A 15,524-nucleotide genomic window follows, 5' to 3' on the forward strand; every position below is an offset into this window, starting at 1 on the left:
TAGTGCAGGTAGAGGCCGAACAGCGGCAGGTAGGTCAGCCGTCGCTCGGTGAAGGTTCCGCCTCCGGCAGCGGCCCCTCCTGCGGCTTGGGGGCGGGGGTGGGCGCCGGGTCTTTTGGGGCCGTCACGTCGGCGATGGCCTGCTCGCACGCCTCACGGTCGGCGGCCACGTCGCGCAGCTCGTCGAACGCCTCGGCCAGCTCCTCCGGGTTGGCCCCGTATCTGGCGACGATGCCCTCGGCGTAGCCGCGGACCTCACGCGCGTCGAGCAGCACCCGCAGCTCGTCCTCGAACGGGTCGAAGTCGGCGAACCTGAGCGTCGGCTCCAGGCGCTTCTTGATGACCCAGGCGACCGTGCGCATGGCGTTGACCTCGCCGTCCCGCAGGCCGGCCTTGATGTCGCTCCAGCGGCCGTCAGCGGTCCGCTCGATGACCTGGATCTCGGAGGCGCGCAGGCGGCCGGCGTCGAACCGCTGCGGCTCGCCGCCGTCATGGGTGTATTCGATGATCACAGGGGTGGCTCCTATTCGAGGCGGCGGCGCACGTCGTCGAGGACCCGGGCGACCTCGGACTCCATGCGCTGGCGGTGCTTGCGGACGGTGGTGTCCCACCAGGGCGGGGAGGCGTACTGGTTGACCCAGCGCCGCCGGTTGCCGAACACCGGGTGCCGCAGGCGGCCGTTGTTCAGGTGGGCGGGGATGTTCTTCATGTCGGGCGGCATACGGCCCTTGTCGATCCACACGGTGGCGCCCGGACTGCTCCCGGTGCGGACGCTGATGCGGATCGCATCGGCGATCGTCTCCCGCAGGGGCCGGCTGTTCGGCGACGGTCCGCCGGGGCGAGCGCTGCGGCCCTGGCCGCGGATGTCCAGGCCGCGGATCGTGTCCTTGAGGTCGTCGCGCAGCGGCTCGGCGGCGCGCCGGATCCGGCGGTGCATCGACTGGCGGATGTTCTCTCCACCGGCAGCGCGCAGGCGCCGCGAGAGTTCGAGCAGGCTGCCGGTGTTGAGGAGCCGCACGTCACGGGGCATGACCGTTACACCGTGGTGTCGGTGCTCAGGTACTCGATCTTCGGCTGGTTGGTGCCGTCGTACAGGCCGGTGAAGGTGAAGCTGGGCTTCACCACGCCGAACCCGTCGACCACGGGCGGGCCCTCGTCGAGCTTGACCGCGGGCAGGGTGACCCGGAACGTCTCGAAGTAGGTCGACGCGATGTTCGGGCCCACGAACTCCCAGACGAGGCTGGTCGCGCCGTCCGAGGTGTGCAGGTCGTCCAGGGTCGTCGCTGTGTAGTCCGTCTCCAGCGTGCCCGTGATCTTGACCTGGTCGTTCTCGATCGGCTCCTTCTTCAGAGCCGACTGGTTCGCGTAGAAACGCTCCACATCCTGTGGACGCTCGATCTTCACCGAGACCTTGCGGATGCCGTCCAGCGCAGCCTCGGAGCCGAACACGCCGGTCTTCAGCGCCATCTGCCCGAAGTGGAACGGCGACATGTTCGAGTACGAGGCCGCGGCGAGGACCTGGCTCTCGTCGCAGTCCTTCGCGTCGAACTCGAACGTGCCGGTCAGCATCTCGCCCACACCGCACGACAGCTCACCCGACGTGACCTTGCAGCCCACGAACGTCTTGTCCGTGACCGCACCGCTGGTGAGCGGCACGCCCTTCTGGATCGTCAGCGACTTGCCGGCGACGCTGGCCAGGGTGTGGGTCTGCAGGTAGGCGGGCGTCGTCGCCTGCTGCACCGGCGTGACGGTCGTGCCCATCCACGCCTGCAGCAGCAGGCCCATGCCCTTGTTGGCGATCTCCAGGTCGACGGACCCGGAGCCCTCGCGCCGGGTGACCACGCGCCGCGACGACAGCGGCAGCAGCCGGCCGGACGCGATCCCCGCGGACTGGGCGGTGGTCTTCTTGAGAGCCAGGCTCTCCTTGGTGAACTCGATGAACCTGGTCGGCGCGACGAACGTGCCGTAGGTCGACTCGGCCGCGATGCCCATCTGGGCGCCGAGTCCGGATCCGATCGCCATCGCTCAGCCCTCCTTGTGCAGCTGCTTGGCCGCGGTCTTCTTCTTCGCCGCGCCGGGCTCCTCGATCGGCTCCCAGTTCGTCGGCTGGCAGACGTAGCCCTCGTACCGGTCGTCGGGGACTTCGACGATCTCGTCGGGCTCGACAGTGCGGCCCAGCTCGGGCACGGTCACCTGCTCGGGCCCCAGATAGCGCACACGCGCCATGGCAGAACTCCTCAGGGTGGGGTGGATCAGATACGGGCCTGGCAGGTCACCGTGAACGCGAGCCCCGCGATGCTGCCCTCGCTCTGTGCCTGCGTGAGGTCGCCGGCGGTCAGCTCCGCCCACAGGACGGTGCCGTTCAAAGTCGGAGCCTCGGGGGCTTCGTTCGTGGCGCGCAGGGCCTGCTCGACGGCCGCGACGATCTCGAAGACCTTCGCGCGGCGGACGGCCATGTCCTTGTCGCCCGACCGGGACTCGGCGTAGCAGGAGATCGAGAACGCTTCGTCGCGGGTACGGGCCCCGGCCGCGTTCCAGGACTGCTCCAGCGACACGGCCGCGCTGTCGCCAGGCTGCCAGCCCACGTGGATGCGGTGCTTGTCGGTGAGGTTCACGGCCTCCGGGCCGTCGACGATCCGGATCCCCTCCAGCGCAGGGGAGGCCCGCAGGATCGCCAGCAGCGCGTCGACCGCGGCCGGGACACGGGAGGACGTCATCACGCCACCCCCGGCGGCGCCTTGTACGGCTCCAGGAGCTGGAGCACCCGGTTGGGGATCGCGTAGCCGTAGCCGGGGACGGGCTCCGTGACGTTGAAGTCGTCGGCGCCCCCGACCCCGGCCAGCCCGCGGGATGCCCCGTACTGGGTACGCCACAGGTGTTGCAGCAGGATCCGCGCAGCCAGGTTGATCGTGGCCAATGCCGCATCCCCCCGGCCGGCGACGTAGGCGAACGTCCACGGGCCGCCGCGGAAGCAGCCGCCGTCCAGGCGCCGCACGATGCCGGTGGCGCCGTCCAGGTGCAGCCCGGACACATCCAGGGCTGTGCCGTTCGTCAGCACCGGCGTTGCGGACGTCAGCGACACGGCGGGGACCTGCCGCAGGCACAGCACGGGACCGCTGCCGTCGACGACCTCGGTCACGGTCCGGTTCGCGACCGGCCCCACGATGCCCTCAATGACCGCGTCCAGCGCATCCACGTACACGCGCAGCTCGGCGTCGCTGGCATCGGACTCGATGTCGAGCTGCTGCTTGGCCTCTTCCAGCGAGATCAGCGACATGACACCAGCCCGTCACGCGTCGCGGGTCTCGGCCCGCTTGCCGCGGCCGCCGCCACGGGAGCGGGCCGCGGCCTTCTCGGCGCCGGCCTGCGGCTTGGGCTCGTCGACCAGCACGGCGCGCTCGCCGTCGGCCCACGCCGCGGCCGTGGCGGCGTCGACCTCCACGACCTGCCCGGCCTTCCAGGAGAAGTCCAGGCCGCCGACGGACTGCAGGACTCGGATGCGCGGCATCCGCTCCTCCTTCCAAAAGGGGCGGCCCCCAGCTGGTGGCCGGGGGCCGCCGGGTCGGGCGGATCAGGTCGCGGGGTGCTTGTACACGCGGAACGCGGCGCCGTCGTCGGGGGTGCCGTCGAAGCGCAGGAAGCCGAGGAAGCCGACCTGGAGGTAGTCGGCGTACCGCTCCTCCAGCCGCATCATCTGACCGCCGGCGACCTGCCGGGCGACGTAGGCCGCACGGAGGTCACCGAAGCCGACCGAGGCGGCGCCGGCCGCCGGGGCGGCGATCCCGTTGTCGACGACCACCGGGGCGCCCAGCAGCGTGGACGGGAGACCGGCCTGCAGCGACGGCTCCCACAGCGGGCGGCCCTGGTCGTCCTTCAGCTTCCGGATGACCTTCAGCCCGGAGTCCGAGGTCGCCCACCGGGCGGTGCCGCGGTAGGCGGGGTCAACGGAGTGCTGAAGGTCGATCAGGTCGTCGTAGACGATCGACGTGGTCTGACCGGCCGCGCCGGTCTTGCCCGCGGTGGCGTTGGTGAACAGGCCCTCCGGCTGGTTGGTGCCCGTGCCGGTGGCCAGGTGCGCGGCGACCGCGCGGCCGATCCGCTCGCCCAGCTTGCGGGCGATGAACCCCTCCGTGTCGAACGCCGAGTCCTGGAGCAGGGCGAGGGAAGCACGGATCATCTTCGACGTGTACGTGTACGCGCCGAGGTCCTTCTGCCCCAGGGTGACGTCCTGCTCGGTGACCTGGGTGTTCTCCGTGAGGATCGCGCCGACGTTCGCGGTGTCGTCGTTGGTCGGCCAGTTCAGCGTGTTGCCCGACGCCGTGGTGATGACGTTGACCTCGGAGAGTAGACCACCGTAGACCTTCATCGTCTCGGTGATCTTGTTGAGGGTGTCGGTCGGGATGAAGTAGCCGCCCGCGCTGCCCGGCGACGTGGCCGCCGCACGGATCTCCGAGTGGTTGGCGAGCATCAGCTCACGCTGCTCGTTGGACAGGGCGGACATGCCCCGGCGGATGAACCGGCCGAACGCGTCGCGGTAAGCAGCGTCCTGGTCCCCGTCACGGCCCTCGCTGTCACCGCCGGCGGTGGTGACGACGGCCTGGTCGCGCTGCACGGCGTCCATGCGGGCCGCGCGCTCCATGCGCTCGATGTCCGAGGACAGGCCGGTCAGCTCGGCCTCCATGCGGTCCCAGGTCTCGCGCTCCTCGGCGGTCAGCGCGTCGCGGTTCTCGGTCTCGGCGCGGGACTGAATCTCCTGCATCTGGGACCAGATGTTGGCCCGCTTCTCCAGGGCCCGGGTGAGCAGAGTGCTCATGGCGTCTGTGTCCTTTCACGGCACGCCAGACAGCCCCGCTGCGGGCGGGGCTGACGGGATGATTGGGTAGGTCAGCGCGGGAGCCCGTAGCGGGCAGCCAGCGCGTTCATGCGCATCGACACAGGCAGCCCCGCGGGCTGAGTGGACACCGCCGGCTCAGCCGGCTTGCCCGTGCCGCGAGTGGACTCCCCCGGCTCGCGGTCGATGTGCACCAGGTCCAGCAGCTCGGGCCGGTACCGGGCGCGGGCCTCGACAGCGGCGTACTCGCCGCGCCGGTCCAGCGCCCGGGCCACGGCCTTCAGCTCGGCCTCGGTCTCGGGGTAGGCAGGGAAGGTCACCGCGGACACCTCGACGAGGCGCACCTCGCGGATGATGCGGACGTCGACCTCGACCGGGTCGGCGCCCTCCACCTCGATCGTCTCGGTGTTCCATTCGTCCTTGATGACGTAGAACCCGAAGCTCATGCCGGTGATGTTGCGGTTGCGCAGGTTCGCCTTCAGGTCCCGCACATACGACAGCTCGCCGTCCAGCGCGGAGTCGACGGACAGGCCCTTGTCGTCCTCGGCGAGGTCGAGCGTGCCGGCTGACGTCCGCGACACGACGTAGTACGAGTCGTGGTCGATGAGCATCCGCGCGTCGCCCTCGGACAGCGTCTTGGTGAACGCGCCCGGTGCGATCTCCTCGTAGAAGCCCCACCGCAGCGGATTGCCAATGGCGGTGCGGGAGTTGAACACGGACGCGTATCCGCCGAAGCGCTCGCCCCCGTCGGTCGCCCGGATCGCCACGTCGGCGGCGGACAGGGCCAGTCGGCGCCGCTCCTCAGCGCCGGTCATCGTCGGCATCGTGATTGCCTCCTTGGTCGGCGTGAAGGGCCAGCAGGCGCCGCGCCTCGGCCATCAGGGCAGCCGCACGGGCGGGCAGAGCCCCGCCGTCGTCGGCCAGAGGGTTGGACCCCAGCGGGGCCATGTACGTCGGCTGCAGGTAGGTGTCGCCCTCGGGCCCCGGGATCGGGGGCAGTTCCTCCAGCGCGCGGATGTCGTTGGCGGACATGACGCCCGTATCCCGCATCGCCCGGTAGAACGTCGCCCGCGCCGAGCTGTCGCCGCGCAGCAGGCCCTGCACCGCGTAGTGCGCGTACTGCCCGGCGGGCAGCAGCTCCTTGCTGATGCGCTGCTCCGTCGGCGCCAGCCACGTCGGAGTGAGGTCGAACGTGATCCAGCCCTGCGCCTGCTGCTCCAGGCCCGTCCCCCAGCTGGTGGACTTCGCCGTCTCCATGAGCAGGAACAGCGGCACGCCGAACATGCGGGCGATCTCCGGGATCTGGAACTCCCGCGACTCCAGAAACTGGGCGTCCTTCAGCGGCATCGTCACCGGCTTGAACGCGGCGCCCGCGTCCAGGACGGCGATCTCCTGGAAGTTGTCGATGCCGGACAGCTTCGCCTGGAACCGGGACTTGAGCGCGTGGGCCTGCTCGGCGTTCAGCTTCTGCTCGGTCTCCAGCACACCGGACAGGACATTGCCGCGGCCGAACAGCTTGGCTGCGCCCTTCTCCGCGGCCTGCGCCAGGCCGATGCCCTGACGGGCCATGGCGATCGGGGACAGGCCCTTCAGCCCGTCGATGCCCAGGCCGGGCAGGTGCATCATCTCCCGGGGCGTCAGCGCGTGCAGGACACCCCAGTCGTCCGTGGCGAAGAACCACTTGCCCGTCGGGTTGTCCGGGCTCGGCTTCTGCCGCTTGACGTCCACCCGTTCCGCGGCGACCGGCCACAGCTCCTTGACCTGCCCCACCTGGTTACGGAGCTTCTGCACGTAGCCGTTGCCCCACAGCACCCGGTACACGTTGACCAGCCGCCACAGCTCCAGCGGCGTCAGCTCCGGGTGCGGGTCCTCCAGCAGCGGCACCGTGACACGGTCCCGGCTGCCCGACTTGTACACGTGCAGCGGCAGAGCGGCCGACACACCGGCGATCACGGCCACAGCCCGCCACACAGTGGGCGTGCGCAGCGACGTCTCCTCCGAGACCTGCACGCCGGCATCGGAGCGGGGGCCGCCGAAGATCTCAGCCAGGACCGCATCCGTGAGCGGGACGGCGGGGTTCTCCAACGACGATGCCCGCCGCTCGAACAGCCCGAACAGGCTCACGGCCGGGCCCCCTTACGCGGCGGGCCCGCCAAGGTCCGTTCCACCGCGACCACGCCCAGCACACCGGCCAGGACCAGCGCAGCGGGCACAGACCACAGACCCACACCCAGCAGCAGCGCGAGGACGAACACGACCTCCAGCACGTGCAGAACGAGGCGCGTCACCATACCTCCGGCACCTCCTCCGTCTCCTCGACCTCAGCTGACAGCCCCCACCGGGCGAACGTGGCGCCCCCCAGCGGGCTGATGTCCACGGAGACGATCCGCCGCGCCCACGCCCAAGCGTCCCCGAGAGGACGCTTCTGCGCGCCCGCCAGCGCGGCGGCGAGCGGCGCCTGGTCGAGATGGGACAGGGCCTGCTCGGCGACCGCGTCGAAGAACTGGCCGCACGCCTGCGCGACTTCCCGCGTCTTGGGCTGCACCACCTCAACCCCCAGGCGCTCCTGGAGATCAGGGATCAGCGACCCGGCCGGCCCGCCGCCGTCGACCACCCAGCACCGCGGCTTCCACCGCTCGTGCAGCTCGGCCGCCCGGTCCAGGATCCAGCCCGTACCGGGCCGGTGCTCTACGACCTCGACGTGCGTACCGCCCCGCCACTCCCCGGCCACGCAGATAGCCGCGTGCGACCGCTCCGGGGTCATCTCGATGGCGAACGCCACCGGGTCCGACGGCGTGGACTCAGGGGCCGCCAGGGCCCGCCACGCGTCCTCACCGATGACCTGCCACGTGTCGGCCTCGTCGGACGGGTAGTCGCCCACGCCCAGCCTCTCCCTCGCGTAGCCGGCGGCGCTGAGCGTCGCCCGCTCGCGCGCGATCTTCTCCAGCGTGAGCCGGTAGCCGACGCCCGGGTTGGACTTCAGTACCGCGTCGTCGGACTCGGGGTCGTCGTGGGCGGTGCAGTCGGCCGGGCACTCATCGACGTGCGGGTCTGCCGACCACTCCATGTAGGCCAGCGACGGATCCGGCGTGCCCGTCTCGATCGCGGCGAGCGCACGCCGCCGCAACCGCCCCAGCTGGACGGACGGGGCGCCGATACCGGCACTGCCCGCATACCAGACCTGAGGGTCCGGAACGGCCGCCATGGTGGGCATCAGGGCGTCCATCTCGGGGTCACCGAGGATCATGTCCTCGTCCATGATGTTGCACCAGCCGGTGAAGCCACGCCCGGAACCCTTGCTGCGGGCGATGAACCGCAGCAGCTGCCCGGTGTGCAGCTCGATGCCTTCCTCGCCCACGGTCTGCCGGTACGTCTTCACGCGTTTGTGCAGGTCAGGGGTCTGCCGGATCAGACGCTCGATCCGCCTGAACGCGTTCTTCGCCGTCTTGAACTCATGCGCCGAGTGGAGGATCAGTTCCTCGCCGCCGATGAACAGGCCCCACAGCTCACGGGCCTCGATGATCCCGCCCTTGCCGTTCTGGCGCGGGACGTTGAAGGCGACCTCGAACGCGGCCCAACGACCGTCCGGACGCTCGCCCATCCCGACCCGCAGCACGTGCTGCTGCCACGGGTCCAGCTGCAGGCCCGCCCGCGCGGCGAGGTCGATGGCCTCCTGCCCGGCGGTCGACGCCGCCGCAGGAGCGATCTGGATCGGCGGCGCCTGCCAGCCGTACACAGGGCCGTCAGTCTCCTGCGGCCTGTTCGAGGGCTGCGGCCCGGCGCTTGGCTCGCTGCTGAGCAATGTCATCGACCGCGTCCCCCTTCGACTCGACGGGAGCGAGCTTGCGCAGCTCGGTCATCACGGAGCGCAGTGCAGTCGCCGCGTTCGCCAGGCCGGTCAGCCCGCCGTCGTTGTCCATGGACTCGGCGAGCCGGACAGCGACTTGGGCGAGGCCGGGTGAGGTCTCGTCCGCTCGGAGCTGTTCGATCTCGGCGGCGATCTTGTCTCGGACGTCGCCCATGATCACCCCCGGTGGTGACGCAGCGTCACGTCACGCAGGGTGACGGTCCGCTAATTCGGTCCAACTCAGTTCGCGGTGATTAGCGACCGGATCGGGCCGCGCAAAAAATCGGGCGACAAGGGCGTTTGGGTCGCCCGGTCCTGCGCCGAACTTTCGACTCACTCTCCGCCCGGCCAACCGTGATCGGGTCGCGCGTCGGCCCTGGCAGGGGCCGGTTGGGAGGCTGTCTTCACCAGATGTGACCGATGGTCACCAGGACCGGGAGGCTTGCGGCATCGCCTGCTGGGGGAGGCGTCGGCGGGCGTTGTACCAGCGGGTGGCGACGCGCTCCATCTCCGGAGCCCGCATCGCCTTGATGCGCTGCATGACGATCTCTCGGCCTGGATCCACGACCACGATGCGTGCCTTCAGCCGCTTGTACTTGGCCATGGCGCGGGTGTTGGGCATGGTGTGGATCAGGTAGACGTCGAGCTGGTCGAGGAGCTGGAACGCCTCGTCCATGGCGGCGTACCGGGCGCGGTGGGCGACGCGCAGGTGCAGCGGATGCTGGCTCCAGGCCGGTGCGCCCGGCCCGGTGAGGGCGCCGGTGATGCGGTCCAGGTCGATGACGATGTCGGCCGGCTTGGCGTGCGCCTCGATCCAACTGCTCTTACCTGCGGCCGGGGGGCCGGTGATCACGAAAAGCACGGCGCGTCACCACCTCCGTGAGGCTCGCTGTGGCCGTCTCGGCGTGGTGCGATTGCCGCGCGCCGAGTTGCACCGCCGGTGCGCGGCGCGGGCGTTGGCCCGGTCGAGCAGGCTGCCGCCGCGGGACAGCGGCACCTCGTGGTCGAGGGTGAAGGACAGCGGGTGCCGGGCGTCCAGGTCGTAGCCGATGTTGTGGCCGCAGATCCAGCAGGGGAGGCGTTGGGCGCGGAGCCAGTCGACGAGGCGGCGGTAGGGGCGCCCGTTGCGCGGGTTGCCGGCCACGGGCGCCACCTCCGCTCTATGCCTTGGGGACGGCCCACTCGACGGTGTCGCGGTCTGCGGCGCCGTAGACGATGCTGACGGGTCGGGTGCCGTGTTCTACGTCGAAGGTGATCTTCCCGCGGAGGCAGTCACCTGGGTTCACGGTGGCGCCGTGCGCGGCGTACTCGGGCTTGGGGACGCCGTAGCCGCTGTAGCTGGGGGCGTCCAGACGTGTGTCGTCCGGGAAACCGAGGGCCCAGGGGCCTTGGGAGACGGTCACGGCGCTGCTCTTGGCGTCTGTGCAGACCTTGACTTCGAGGACGGCCCACTCGGGGTCTTTGGAGTCGGCGGCGTCTGGGGTGAGTCCGACGTCCTTGGCGGGCTGGGTGTAGCTGAGGACGGTGGTGGTGCCACTGATGGGCTTGCCGTCTTCGTCCTTGTCGGTCCAGTGCCAGCCGGTGCCGAACTTGAGCGGTCCGGGCGTGGGGGTTGCGGTCGGCTTGGCTTGGGTGCTGCTGGTGGTCTTGCTGGGCTTGCTCTGTGCCTTGTCGTCGCTGCTGTTGCTGCTGCAGCTGGCTGTGAGCGCTGCGAGGGCGAGTAGGGCTGTGCAGGCGGCTGTGCGGGTGTTCATGGTCCCCCCAGGGTGTTCTGGTCTGAGGGGGCATCATGCGCCGGGTGAGGGGCGTGTGTGGGCGGTGTGGCTGTGTTGTGACGTTGGGGTCCGCCGCCGGGCGCTGCCGCCTCCCGCGGGCCGCCTCCAGCCCTGCTGCGCCGGGCGGCGGACGGACACGACGAAGCCCCGGCCGGTGGTCCGGTCCGGGGCTCTGTCGTGTGTCTGTGGTGCCTGGTGTGGGCACAGTTGTCCACGGCGATCGTCACACAGTGTCTGACCTGCGGTCAAGCGGCGGCGCGCTGTTCGCGTTCGGCGGCGAGGGCGTTGACGTCCGCGACGGCGTAGTACGGGTAGCGGTCGGTGCCGCCGGACCGGGCGAGTCGGCCGCGGTAGACGAGGTTGCGGAGGGCGCCGGCGCTGATATCGCCGAGGACCTGGCGGGCCTGGGTGGCGGTGTAGTGGCCGGGGCGGATGAGCTGGGACTCCATGGTCCCATGATGCCCCGGCTCGCCTCGTTCACCAGTGGCGCGGCTCCAGGACGAAGTCGAGGTCCGGGTCGTGCCAGTCCGGTGCCGGGCGGAACGGCGGCTCAGCCGAGTAGCCGCCCGACGGCTCTGGAACGGGCATGTCGTCGGGCTCGGCGGGCGGTGCTGTGTCGGGGACCAGCTCCGTGTAATCGCCGTCGCCGCCGTTGTCGCGGATCACTTCAATGGCCATGGGGGTCATCCTCTTGTGTCAGTGGCCGCAGTGGGGCCGGGTCCACCAACCGCACTGCGGGCAGTACTCGTAGAGGCGGGTGAGGACGCGCAGGATCACCGGTTCACCTCCCTGTCGGCAGGCTTCGGATACAAGATCGTCAACCCCTCCCCCGGCCCCTCTTGGATGCGGTCGATTTCGTCGCTGTGAGCTGCGTAAACGTCGCCTGAGAGGGACGGTGGGGGAGTGGTGCGCGAATCGGACATACGCCGCGCCGACCGGTACAGGGCCACGGCCCCGGCGACGACGACCAGGAGCACGCCGGCCGCCTCGTCGACCGCGAACGCGACCCCGACCGCGGCGCCGCCGAGGACGACCAGGACGCACGCCCCAGCCGCCCGGGACGGCTGTTCCTCGGGCTCTATCGCGGCGCTCATCCGATCCGCCCGAAGGTGTTGTCGCCGAGCCAGTTCGCGGCGAGCGCGAGCGGCACGGCGGCGAACCCCGCCACGCCCGCGCTGGTCCCGAGGGTGATGCCGCACCACACGCCGCGCTTCAGCTCGCCGCGTGTCTCATCGCTCGCCTTCTTCATGGCGGCGATGAGCCCGGCGGTCATGATCAGCACGATGCAGGCCCCGGGCCCGGACAGCGGGGTGAACGTCTCGCGGGCGGCGAGCTGGCCGGGCTGCTCCCCGACGCCCCAGAGCAGGGCTGCGTCCCCGAGCCAGTTGGACAGGCCGAGGATGGAGCTGGATGCGGTGCCGATGAGTCCGGCGACGCCGAGGGTGGTGAGGGCGCCGTAGCACCACGCCAGCAGCCAGGGCAGCAGCTTGGCGGCGTGCTTGACCGGGTCCTTCAGCAACTGCTTGCGGCCCGGCCACCACTGGATGACGTCCCAGACGAGGATGCAGATTCCGACGGTCACGCCGCCATAGGTGACGTAGTTCAAGGTGGGTCCTCAGCGCAGAACAGCGACCGCGAGCGCGGCGCAGGTGAGTACGAATGCTGCCGTCCCGGTGATCGGGGGGACGGTGCGGAGGTCGACCAGGGCGAGGCCGAGCAGGGCCGCGAGGGCGGCGAGCGCGAAGACGATGGCGAGCACCGGTTGCGCCATCAGCGCGCCAGCTCGGGGTGCGCTTCCAGGACGGCGTCGGCGGTGGCGCGGATCGCGGCGCGCGCGGCGGCGCGGTTCTGCGCCGCCGTGTCGGGTGCGCGGCGCACGGCGCGCAGGACGGCGAGGGCCTGGCGCAGCGGCTCGTCGAGGCGGAGCACGAGCACGTCGTCGTCCTGCGGTGCGGGCGGCGCACCGTTGGCGCGCAGGGCGTCCATGTCCCGTCGGATGGTGTCCTTGCCGACGCCGAGTTGGGTGGCGATGGCGCGCGCCGACAGGTCGGGGTCGTGCGCCAGGAGCTGCGCCACCTTGGCGCGGCGCTCGGTCATGGTGAGCGGAGGGTGGCTCATCGTGCGCCGCCCGTCTCGGCGTTGAGGGCGCGCAGGAGGATGCGGATGGCTTCGGTGAGGGCGCCGTGTGCCTGGGCGTAGGCGAAGACGTCGAAGTCAGTGGGGTCGCCGTAGGCGGCGAGCATCTTCTGGCCGACGTGGATAGCGACGGCGAGGTCGCCGGGCTCGGTCTGCGGCTGGGGTGCGCGGCGCACATAGCCGGCGGCGACGAGACGCCGGGGCGCGGGGGAACTTGCGGCCCGTTCGGGGCGCGCGGAATGATCGGTCATGCCGACTCCTGCTCTACTCAGGATGTTCGGTCGGAGGGTCGGGCGGTGCGATCGCCCGGGTGTTGGCGCACCCGGAGCTGCTGCCCGGCCCTTCGCTATTCGCGGGTCATCCACGTCCGTGGACGTGGACGTGGATAGCAAAGCACATCGCTTACACGATGTCCATGGGGTGAGCTACCGACTGGGCGGGCTGATAGTGCTGGAACTGCGCCCAGTCCAGGGCGGATTCGTACACGGTGTGGCACTTCCGGCAGCGCACCCGGGTCTGACCGGGCAGCCGGGAGATCACGGCCCCGCACACGGCGCCCTGATCGTCGGTGACGGCTACGCACGTTCCGAGCTGCTGCGCCCTCGGCGGCGGGTCGCCGACGATCGTCCGGGCCTGCGCCTCCAACTCGCGTACCTCACGGTCGAGGTCGCCGGTCCCCGGGTAGTGGGCGACGATCCACTCCAGCTCCATGGCCAGCCAGCGGCAGTCCGCAGACAGGTCGGCGGGCGGCGGGGGCGGCGCATGCTGCGGCCAGCGCACGCGCTGCACGTCGATCCGCCACAGCCGCATCACCTCGGCGGCGCGCCCCCAGTTCACCGTGTCGAGCACGTCCTCGTCGATCGGCGAGCGGGGACCGGCCGCGCCGCGGGTGGCGACGATCTCGCCCCAGCCGCCGCGGCGCGGCACTAGGCACTCTCCGACCTCGTCGTACAGGGTCGGCAGGTCGGCCAGCCTCGCGGCCAGCTGCTCCCGGTGCCGGGTGCACAGGTAGCCGCTGGTCGCGGTGCCGCACAGTTCACAGGTCACGGGGTGGTGCTCTCCTTGGGTTCGGCCAGGGCGGCGCGCAGTTCGACGGCGGCGCCTCCGTGGGTGCGGAGAACGGCCCAGCGGGTGGCCAGCTTCAGGGCTCGCCCTACGGCGGCCTCGGCACGGTGGAGGCGTGCAAGCGTGTCCCGGAGGGCGTGCTCTCCGTACGTCGACCTCCACTGCTGTACCTCGTAGTTGAGACGGTCGCGTTCGTCGTACAGGGCGTCGAGGGCGTTGTCGTTGATGCTGTCGGCGGTGTAGCGGTCGGTCATGCTGCGTTCCGGGGGTCGTCGGGGAGGTCGAGGTCGAGGCCGGCCACGAGTTCGTCGAAACGGTCGCGCTCGGCTTGAAGGGCTTCGCGGTCGCAGCGGGCGCAGGTCCATGTGCGGCGGGGCTGGGGGCGGGTGCGGTAGCCGATGCACCAGCCGGCGGCGAGGGCGAGCAGCACGGCGAGGACAGCGGTCATGACGTGGCTCCTGCGGGTGTGCGGGGGCGGGTCGGGTGGGTGGCGGTGATGTGCCAGCCGAGGTCGCGGAGTTCGGCGACGACGAGGCGAGCGAGCAGGGCGGGGCCGGCGGCAGGGTGCTCCTGCATGACGGCTGCGAGGACGGCTTGCACGGCGTCGGGGACGACAACCTTGGCGTCGGTGCTCATGCGGTCTTCGCCTCCGAGTGGGGGCAGTGACCGATGCGGGCGCGGGCGAGCAGCCGGGCGACGGCGGCGCGTCCGGTGGCGCGCTCGTGGATGCGGCAGGAGCACAGCCAGTCGGCGACGGGGGTCTGGTCGCGGTCGAGGCCGCGGGCGGTGAGGCCGGCTGGGATGCCCTCGATGCGGGCGGGCTGCTCGCTCACGCCGCGCCATCCTCGGCGAAGGCGATGCAGTCGCAGCGGGTCTTCTCATCGTCGAACTGGCAGACGCCAGCCACGTGCCAGTTGAACGGGTGCGTGCAGACCGCACAGGGCGTAGCGAGGGTGAGCAGTTTTCGGCGCTCGGCGGCCGGGGCGGGCAGGCCCTGCTGCTCGCGCAGCAGCTGCGCGAACTGGGCGCCGGACATGGTGACGAACCAGTCGGCCGGGCTGGACTTGCCGCGGAGCTTGTGCCAGACGACGCCGAGCGTGGCGTTGTCGTTGTCGCGTTCGATCTCGGCTTCGGCGACCCAGGCGGGGAGTTCCTGCCGGGCGCAGTTCTTCACCTCGATGACGACGCCGGGGATGCCGGCGATGTCGCCGCGGTCCTGGACGCCGGCGAGGGTGCGGCGTTCGGCCTGGGCGAAGCCGGCGGCCTGGAGGTAGCGGACGACCGCGGTTTCGGCGGCGGTGCCCTTGGCTTTGGATCGGCTCACAGCAGGGTCTCCTGGACGGGTCGGGGCTTGCAGGCGTGGTCGATGAGGACGGGATGGGAGCAGCGGGCGGCGTGCCAGCGGTCGCGCCACCGGATGCGGGCGGGCAGGTGCTCGCGCTGGACCAGGCACCAGGCGAGCCGTCCCGGCGGGATGGCGGCCGGGTCGACGGGGGCCGGGTCGGCGCGGACGTCGACGGCCGCGACGCGGTCCGCGGTGCGGGCGGTGAGGGTGTCGGCTCCGCAGCGGGGGCACGGGCGGGTACGGACGGTCTGAGCGGAGGCGTCTGCGTGCTCGGCGGGCGTGGGTTTCATGTGGGCCGCCTGTGACGCATCGGATGATGGATGACGCTTGTGACGCGTAGTTCGGCATGACGGCCCGTGCGCGTGCGCGCGTGCGCACTAGAGGGGAACGGGGGTTGAAGCGTCACAAGCGTCACAAGCGTCATGACCTGCGATGACACCTGGTCCGATGCGTCATTCAATGCGTCATGATCTTGCTTCGATGCGTCATCCGGCATCGCCTTACGGGCGTCCGTAACGTGATCAAG

Annotated in this window: 30 protein-coding genes; all 30 read right to left on the reverse strand. The window is 70.9% G+C overall.

Features of this window, described 5'->3' with window-relative positions; genetic code table 11:
- Positions 1-34: 34 nt before the first annotated feature.
- The 30 genes from ACIRFL_RS19735 to ACIRFL_RS19880 all read right to left on the reverse strand — a co-directional run bounded on the left by ACIRFL_RS19735 (position 35) and on the right by ACIRFL_RS19880 (position 15,288).
- Positions 35-511, reverse strand: a complete 477-nt coding sequence (locus ACIRFL_RS19735; RefSeq protein WP_404029951.1) for a hypothetical protein — start codon at positions 509-511, stop codon at positions 35-37.
- An 11-nt stretch (positions 512-522) separates the two neighbouring features.
- A complete protein-coding gene (locus ACIRFL_RS19740) occupies positions 523-1,029 on the reverse strand; it encodes a hypothetical protein (RefSeq protein WP_404029953.1) in 507 nt (168 codons plus the stop codon).
- 5 nt (positions 1,030-1,034) lie between these two features.
- Positions 1,035-2,021: a phage tail tube protein gene (locus ACIRFL_RS19745; RefSeq protein ID WP_404029955.1), complete on the reverse strand. Its 987-nt coding sequence runs from the start codon at positions 2,019-2,021 to the stop codon at positions 1,035-1,037.
- A 3-nt stretch (positions 2,022-2,024) separates the two neighbouring features.
- Positions 2,025-2,225: a hypothetical protein gene (locus ACIRFL_RS19750; RefSeq protein ID WP_404029957.1), complete on the reverse strand. Its 201-nt coding sequence runs from the start codon at positions 2,223-2,225 to the stop codon at positions 2,025-2,027.
- A 26-nt stretch (positions 2,226-2,251) separates the two neighbouring features.
- Positions 2,252-2,716, reverse strand: coding sequence for a hypothetical protein (locus ACIRFL_RS19755; RefSeq protein ID WP_404029959.1), 465 nt, complete (start codon positions 2,714-2,716; stop codon positions 2,252-2,254).
- Positions 2,716-3,276 (reverse strand): hypothetical protein, encoded by a 561-nt coding sequence (locus ACIRFL_RS19760; RefSeq protein WP_404029961.1) that lies wholly within the window; start codon positions 3,274-3,276, stop codon positions 2,716-2,718. The genes ACIRFL_RS19755 and ACIRFL_RS19760 overlap by 1 nt, the downstream gene beginning before the upstream one ends.
- Before the next feature lie 12 nt (positions 3,277-3,288).
- Positions 3,289-3,507: a hypothetical protein gene (locus ACIRFL_RS19765; RefSeq protein ID WP_404029962.1), complete on the reverse strand. Its 219-nt coding sequence runs from the start codon at positions 3,505-3,507 to the stop codon at positions 3,289-3,291.
- A 63-nt stretch (positions 3,508-3,570) separates the two neighbouring features.
- The gene (locus ACIRFL_RS19770) at positions 3,571-4,812 is read right to left on the reverse strand and encodes a phage major capsid protein (RefSeq protein WP_404029964.1); all 1,242 of its coding nucleotides are present in this window, start codon (positions 4,810-4,812) and stop codon (positions 3,571-3,573) included.
- A gap of 71 nt (positions 4,813-4,883) precedes the next feature.
- Entirely contained in the window at positions 4,884-5,654 is a 771-nt protein-coding gene (locus tag ACIRFL_RS19775; protein WP_404029966.1) for an HK97 family phage prohead protease, read from the reverse strand.
- Positions 5,632-6,954 carry a phage portal protein gene (locus ACIRFL_RS19780; RefSeq protein ID WP_404029968.1) on the reverse strand — a complete coding sequence of 441 codons (1,323 nt, stop codon included), beginning with the start codon at positions 6,952-6,954 and terminating at the stop codon, positions 5,632-5,634. Before ACIRFL_RS19780 ends, ACIRFL_RS19775 begins: the two co-directional genes overlap by 23 nt.
- A complete protein-coding gene (locus tag ACIRFL_RS19785) occupies positions 6,951-7,121 on the reverse strand; it encodes a hypothetical protein (RefSeq protein ID WP_404029970.1) in 171 nt (56 codons plus the stop codon). Before ACIRFL_RS19785 ends, ACIRFL_RS19780 begins: the two co-directional genes overlap by 4 nt.
- Positions 7,115-8,566 carry a terminase gene (locus tag ACIRFL_RS19790; protein ID WP_404029972.1) on the reverse strand — a complete coding sequence of 484 codons (1,452 nt, stop codon included), beginning with the start codon at positions 8,564-8,566 and terminating at the stop codon, positions 7,115-7,117. The genes ACIRFL_RS19785 and ACIRFL_RS19790 overlap by 7 nt, the downstream gene beginning before the upstream one ends.
- 7 nt (positions 8,567-8,573) lie before the next feature.
- Positions 8,574-8,852 carry a hypothetical protein gene (locus ACIRFL_RS19795; RefSeq protein WP_404029974.1) on the reverse strand — a complete coding sequence of 93 codons (279 nt, stop codon included), beginning with the start codon at positions 8,850-8,852 and terminating at the stop codon, positions 8,574-8,576.
- A 249-nt stretch (positions 8,853-9,101) separates the two neighbouring features.
- Entirely contained in the window at positions 9,102-9,539 is a 438-nt protein-coding gene (locus ACIRFL_RS19800) for an AAA family ATPase (RefSeq protein ID WP_404029976.1), read from the reverse strand.
- Between the two features lie 6 nt (positions 9,540-9,545).
- Positions 9,546-9,821: an HNH endonuclease gene (locus ACIRFL_RS19805; RefSeq protein WP_404029978.1), complete on the reverse strand. Its 276-nt coding sequence runs from the start codon at positions 9,819-9,821 to the stop codon at positions 9,546-9,548.
- A gap of 16 nt (positions 9,822-9,837) precedes the next feature.
- Positions 9,838-10,431 (reverse strand): hypothetical protein, encoded by a 594-nt coding sequence (locus ACIRFL_RS19810; RefSeq protein ID WP_404029980.1) that lies wholly within the window; start codon positions 10,429-10,431, stop codon positions 9,838-9,840.
- Positions 10,432-10,697: 266 nt separating this feature from the next.
- Positions 10,698-10,901, reverse strand: coding sequence for a hypothetical protein (locus tag ACIRFL_RS19815; RefSeq protein WP_404029982.1), 204 nt, complete (start codon positions 10,899-10,901; stop codon positions 10,698-10,700).
- 28 nt (positions 10,902-10,929) lie between these two features.
- The gene (locus tag ACIRFL_RS19820; protein ID WP_404029984.1) at positions 10,930-11,130 is read right to left on the reverse strand and encodes a hypothetical protein; all 201 of its coding nucleotides are present in this window, start codon (positions 11,128-11,130) and stop codon (positions 10,930-10,932) included.
- A gap of 95 nt (positions 11,131-11,225) precedes the next feature.
- Complete coding sequence (locus tag ACIRFL_RS19825; protein ID WP_404029985.1) at positions 11,226-11,546, reverse strand: hypothetical protein; 321 nt, start codon at positions 11,544-11,546, stop codon at positions 11,226-11,228.
- Complete coding sequence (locus ACIRFL_RS19830) at positions 11,543-12,058, reverse strand: hypothetical protein (protein ID WP_404029987.1); 516 nt, start codon at positions 12,056-12,058, stop codon at positions 11,543-11,545. The genes ACIRFL_RS19825 and ACIRFL_RS19830 overlap by 4 nt, the downstream gene beginning before the upstream one ends.
- A gap of 9 nt (positions 12,059-12,067) precedes the next feature.
- A complete protein-coding gene (locus ACIRFL_RS19835) occupies positions 12,068-12,223 on the reverse strand; it encodes a hypothetical protein (RefSeq protein ID WP_404029988.1) in 156 nt (51 codons plus the stop codon).
- Positions 12,223-12,549: a helix-turn-helix domain-containing protein gene (locus ACIRFL_RS19840; protein WP_404029990.1), complete on the reverse strand. Its 327-nt coding sequence runs from the start codon at positions 12,547-12,549 to the stop codon at positions 12,223-12,225. Before ACIRFL_RS19840 ends, ACIRFL_RS19835 begins: the two co-directional genes overlap by 1 nt.
- 17 nt (positions 12,550-12,566) lie before the next feature.
- A complete protein-coding gene (locus tag ACIRFL_RS19845) occupies positions 12,567-12,839 on the reverse strand; it encodes a hypothetical protein (protein WP_404029992.1) in 273 nt (90 codons plus the stop codon).
- Between the two features lie 151 nt (positions 12,840-12,990).
- Complete coding sequence (locus tag ACIRFL_RS19850) at positions 12,991-13,635, reverse strand: hypothetical protein (RefSeq protein ID WP_404029994.1); 645 nt, start codon at positions 13,633-13,635, stop codon at positions 12,991-12,993.
- Positions 13,632-13,907 (reverse strand): hypothetical protein, encoded by a 276-nt coding sequence (locus ACIRFL_RS19855; RefSeq protein ID WP_404029996.1) that lies wholly within the window; start codon positions 13,905-13,907, stop codon positions 13,632-13,634. Before ACIRFL_RS19855 ends, ACIRFL_RS19850 begins: the two co-directional genes overlap by 4 nt.
- Entirely contained in the window at positions 13,904-14,101 is a 198-nt protein-coding gene (locus ACIRFL_RS19860; protein ID WP_404029998.1) for a hypothetical protein, read from the reverse strand. Before ACIRFL_RS19860 ends, ACIRFL_RS19855 begins: the two co-directional genes overlap by 4 nt.
- Positions 14,098-14,289 (reverse strand): hypothetical protein, encoded by a 192-nt coding sequence (locus tag ACIRFL_RS19865; RefSeq protein WP_404030000.1) that lies wholly within the window; start codon positions 14,287-14,289, stop codon positions 14,098-14,100. Before ACIRFL_RS19865 ends, ACIRFL_RS19860 begins: the two co-directional genes overlap by 4 nt.
- Positions 14,286-14,486 carry a hypothetical protein gene (locus tag ACIRFL_RS19870; RefSeq protein WP_404030002.1) on the reverse strand — a complete coding sequence of 67 codons (201 nt, stop codon included), beginning with the start codon at positions 14,484-14,486 and terminating at the stop codon, positions 14,286-14,288. Before ACIRFL_RS19870 ends, ACIRFL_RS19865 begins: the two co-directional genes overlap by 4 nt.
- Complete coding sequence (locus ACIRFL_RS19875; RefSeq protein WP_404030004.1) at positions 14,483-14,977, reverse strand: hypothetical protein; 495 nt, start codon at positions 14,975-14,977, stop codon at positions 14,483-14,485. The genes ACIRFL_RS19870 and ACIRFL_RS19875 overlap by 4 nt, the downstream gene beginning before the upstream one ends.
- On the reverse strand, positions 14,974-15,288 hold the full coding sequence (locus ACIRFL_RS19880) for a hypothetical protein (protein ID WP_404030006.1): 315 nt from the start codon (positions 15,286-15,288) through the stop codon (positions 14,974-14,976). Before ACIRFL_RS19880 ends, ACIRFL_RS19875 begins: the two co-directional genes overlap by 4 nt.
- Between the last annotated feature and the right edge of the window lie 236 nt (positions 15,289-15,524).

Source organism: Streptomyces sp. NPDC102462 (assembly GCF_044765425.1).
Classification (GTDB): Bacteria; Actinomycetota; Actinomycetes; order Streptomycetales; family Streptomycetaceae; genus Streptomyces.

What these genes read in the sequence shown, in the direction of transcription:
- ACIRFL_RS19740 (WP_404029953.1), bottom strand. Translation starts at nt 1,029, where the DNA reads ATGCCCCGTGACGTGCGGCTCCTCAACACCGGCAGCCTGCTCGAACTC.
- ACIRFL_RS19745 (WP_404029955.1), bottom strand. Translation starts at nt 2,021, where the DNA reads ATGGCGATCGGATCCGGACTCGGCGCCCAGATGGGCATCGCGGCCGAG.
- ACIRFL_RS19750 (WP_404029957.1), bottom strand. Translation starts at nt 2,225, where the DNA reads ATGGCGCGTGTGCGCTATCTGGGGCCCGAGCAGGTGACCGTGCCCGAG.
- ACIRFL_RS19755 (WP_404029959.1), bottom strand. Translation starts at nt 2,716, where the DNA reads ATGACGTCCTCCCGTGTCCCGGCCGCGGTCGACGCGCTGCTGGCGATC.
- ACIRFL_RS19760 (WP_404029961.1), bottom strand. Translation starts at nt 3,276, where the DNA reads ATGTCGCTGATCTCGCTGGAAGAGGCCAAGCAGCAGCTCGACATCGAG.
- ACIRFL_RS19765 (WP_404029962.1), bottom strand. Translation starts at nt 3,507, where the DNA reads ATGCCGCGCATCCGAGTCCTGCAGTCCGTCGGCGGCCTGGACTTCTCC.
- ACIRFL_RS19770 (WP_404029964.1), bottom strand. Translation starts at nt 4,812, where the DNA reads ATGAGCACTCTGCTCACCCGGGCCCTGGAGAAGCGGGCCAACATCTGG.
- ACIRFL_RS19775 (WP_404029966.1), bottom strand. Translation starts at nt 5,654, where the DNA reads ATGCCGACGATGACCGGCGCTGAGGAGCGGCGCCGACTGGCCCTGTCC.
- ACIRFL_RS19785 (WP_404029970.1), bottom strand. Translation starts at nt 7,121, where the DNA reads ATGGTGACGCGCCTCGTTCTGCACGTGCTGGAGGTCGTGTTCGTCCTC.
- ACIRFL_RS19795 (WP_404029974.1), bottom strand. Translation starts at nt 8,852, where the DNA reads ATGGGCGACGTCCGAGACAAGATCGCCGCCGAGATCGAACAGCTCCGA.
- ACIRFL_RS19810 (WP_404029980.1), bottom strand. Translation starts at nt 10,431, where the DNA reads ATGAACACCCGCACAGCCGCCTGCACAGCCCTACTCGCCCTCGCAGCG.
- ACIRFL_RS19815 (WP_404029982.1), bottom strand. Translation starts at nt 10,901, where the DNA reads ATGGAGTCCCAGCTCATCCGCCCCGGCCACTACACCGCCACCCAGGCC.
- ACIRFL_RS19820 (WP_404029984.1), bottom strand. Translation starts at nt 11,130, where the DNA reads ATGGCCATTGAAGTGATCCGCGACAACGGCGGCGACGGCGATTACACG.
- ACIRFL_RS19825 (WP_404029985.1), bottom strand. Translation starts at nt 11,546, where the DNA reads ATGAGCGCCGCGATAGAGCCCGAGGAACAGCCGTCCCGGGCGGCTGGG.
- ACIRFL_RS19835 (WP_404029988.1), bottom strand. Translation starts at nt 12,223, where the DNA reads ATGGCGCAACCGGTGCTCGCCATCGTCTTCGCGCTCGCCGCCCTCGCG.
- ACIRFL_RS19840 (WP_404029990.1), bottom strand. Translation starts at nt 12,549, where the DNA reads ATGACCGAGCGCCGCGCCAAGGTGGCGCAGCTCCTGGCGCACGACCCC.
- ACIRFL_RS19845 (WP_404029992.1), bottom strand. Translation starts at nt 12,839, where the DNA reads ATGACCGATCATTCCGCGCGCCCCGAACGGGCCGCAAGTTCCCCCGCG.
- ACIRFL_RS19855 (WP_404029996.1), bottom strand. Translation starts at nt 13,907, where the DNA reads ATGACCGACCGCTACACCGCCGACAGCATCAACGACAACGCCCTCGAC.
- ACIRFL_RS19860 (WP_404029998.1), bottom strand. Translation starts at nt 14,101, where the DNA reads ATGACCGCTGTCCTCGCCGTGCTGCTCGCCCTCGCCGCCGGCTGGTGC.
- ACIRFL_RS19865 (WP_404030000.1), bottom strand. Translation starts at nt 14,289, where the DNA reads ATGAGCACCGACGCCAAGGTTGTCGTCCCCGACGCCGTGCAAGCCGTC.
- ACIRFL_RS19880 (WP_404030006.1), bottom strand. Translation starts at nt 15,288, where the DNA reads ATGAAACCCACGCCCGCCGAGCACGCAGACGCCTCCGCTCAGACCGTC.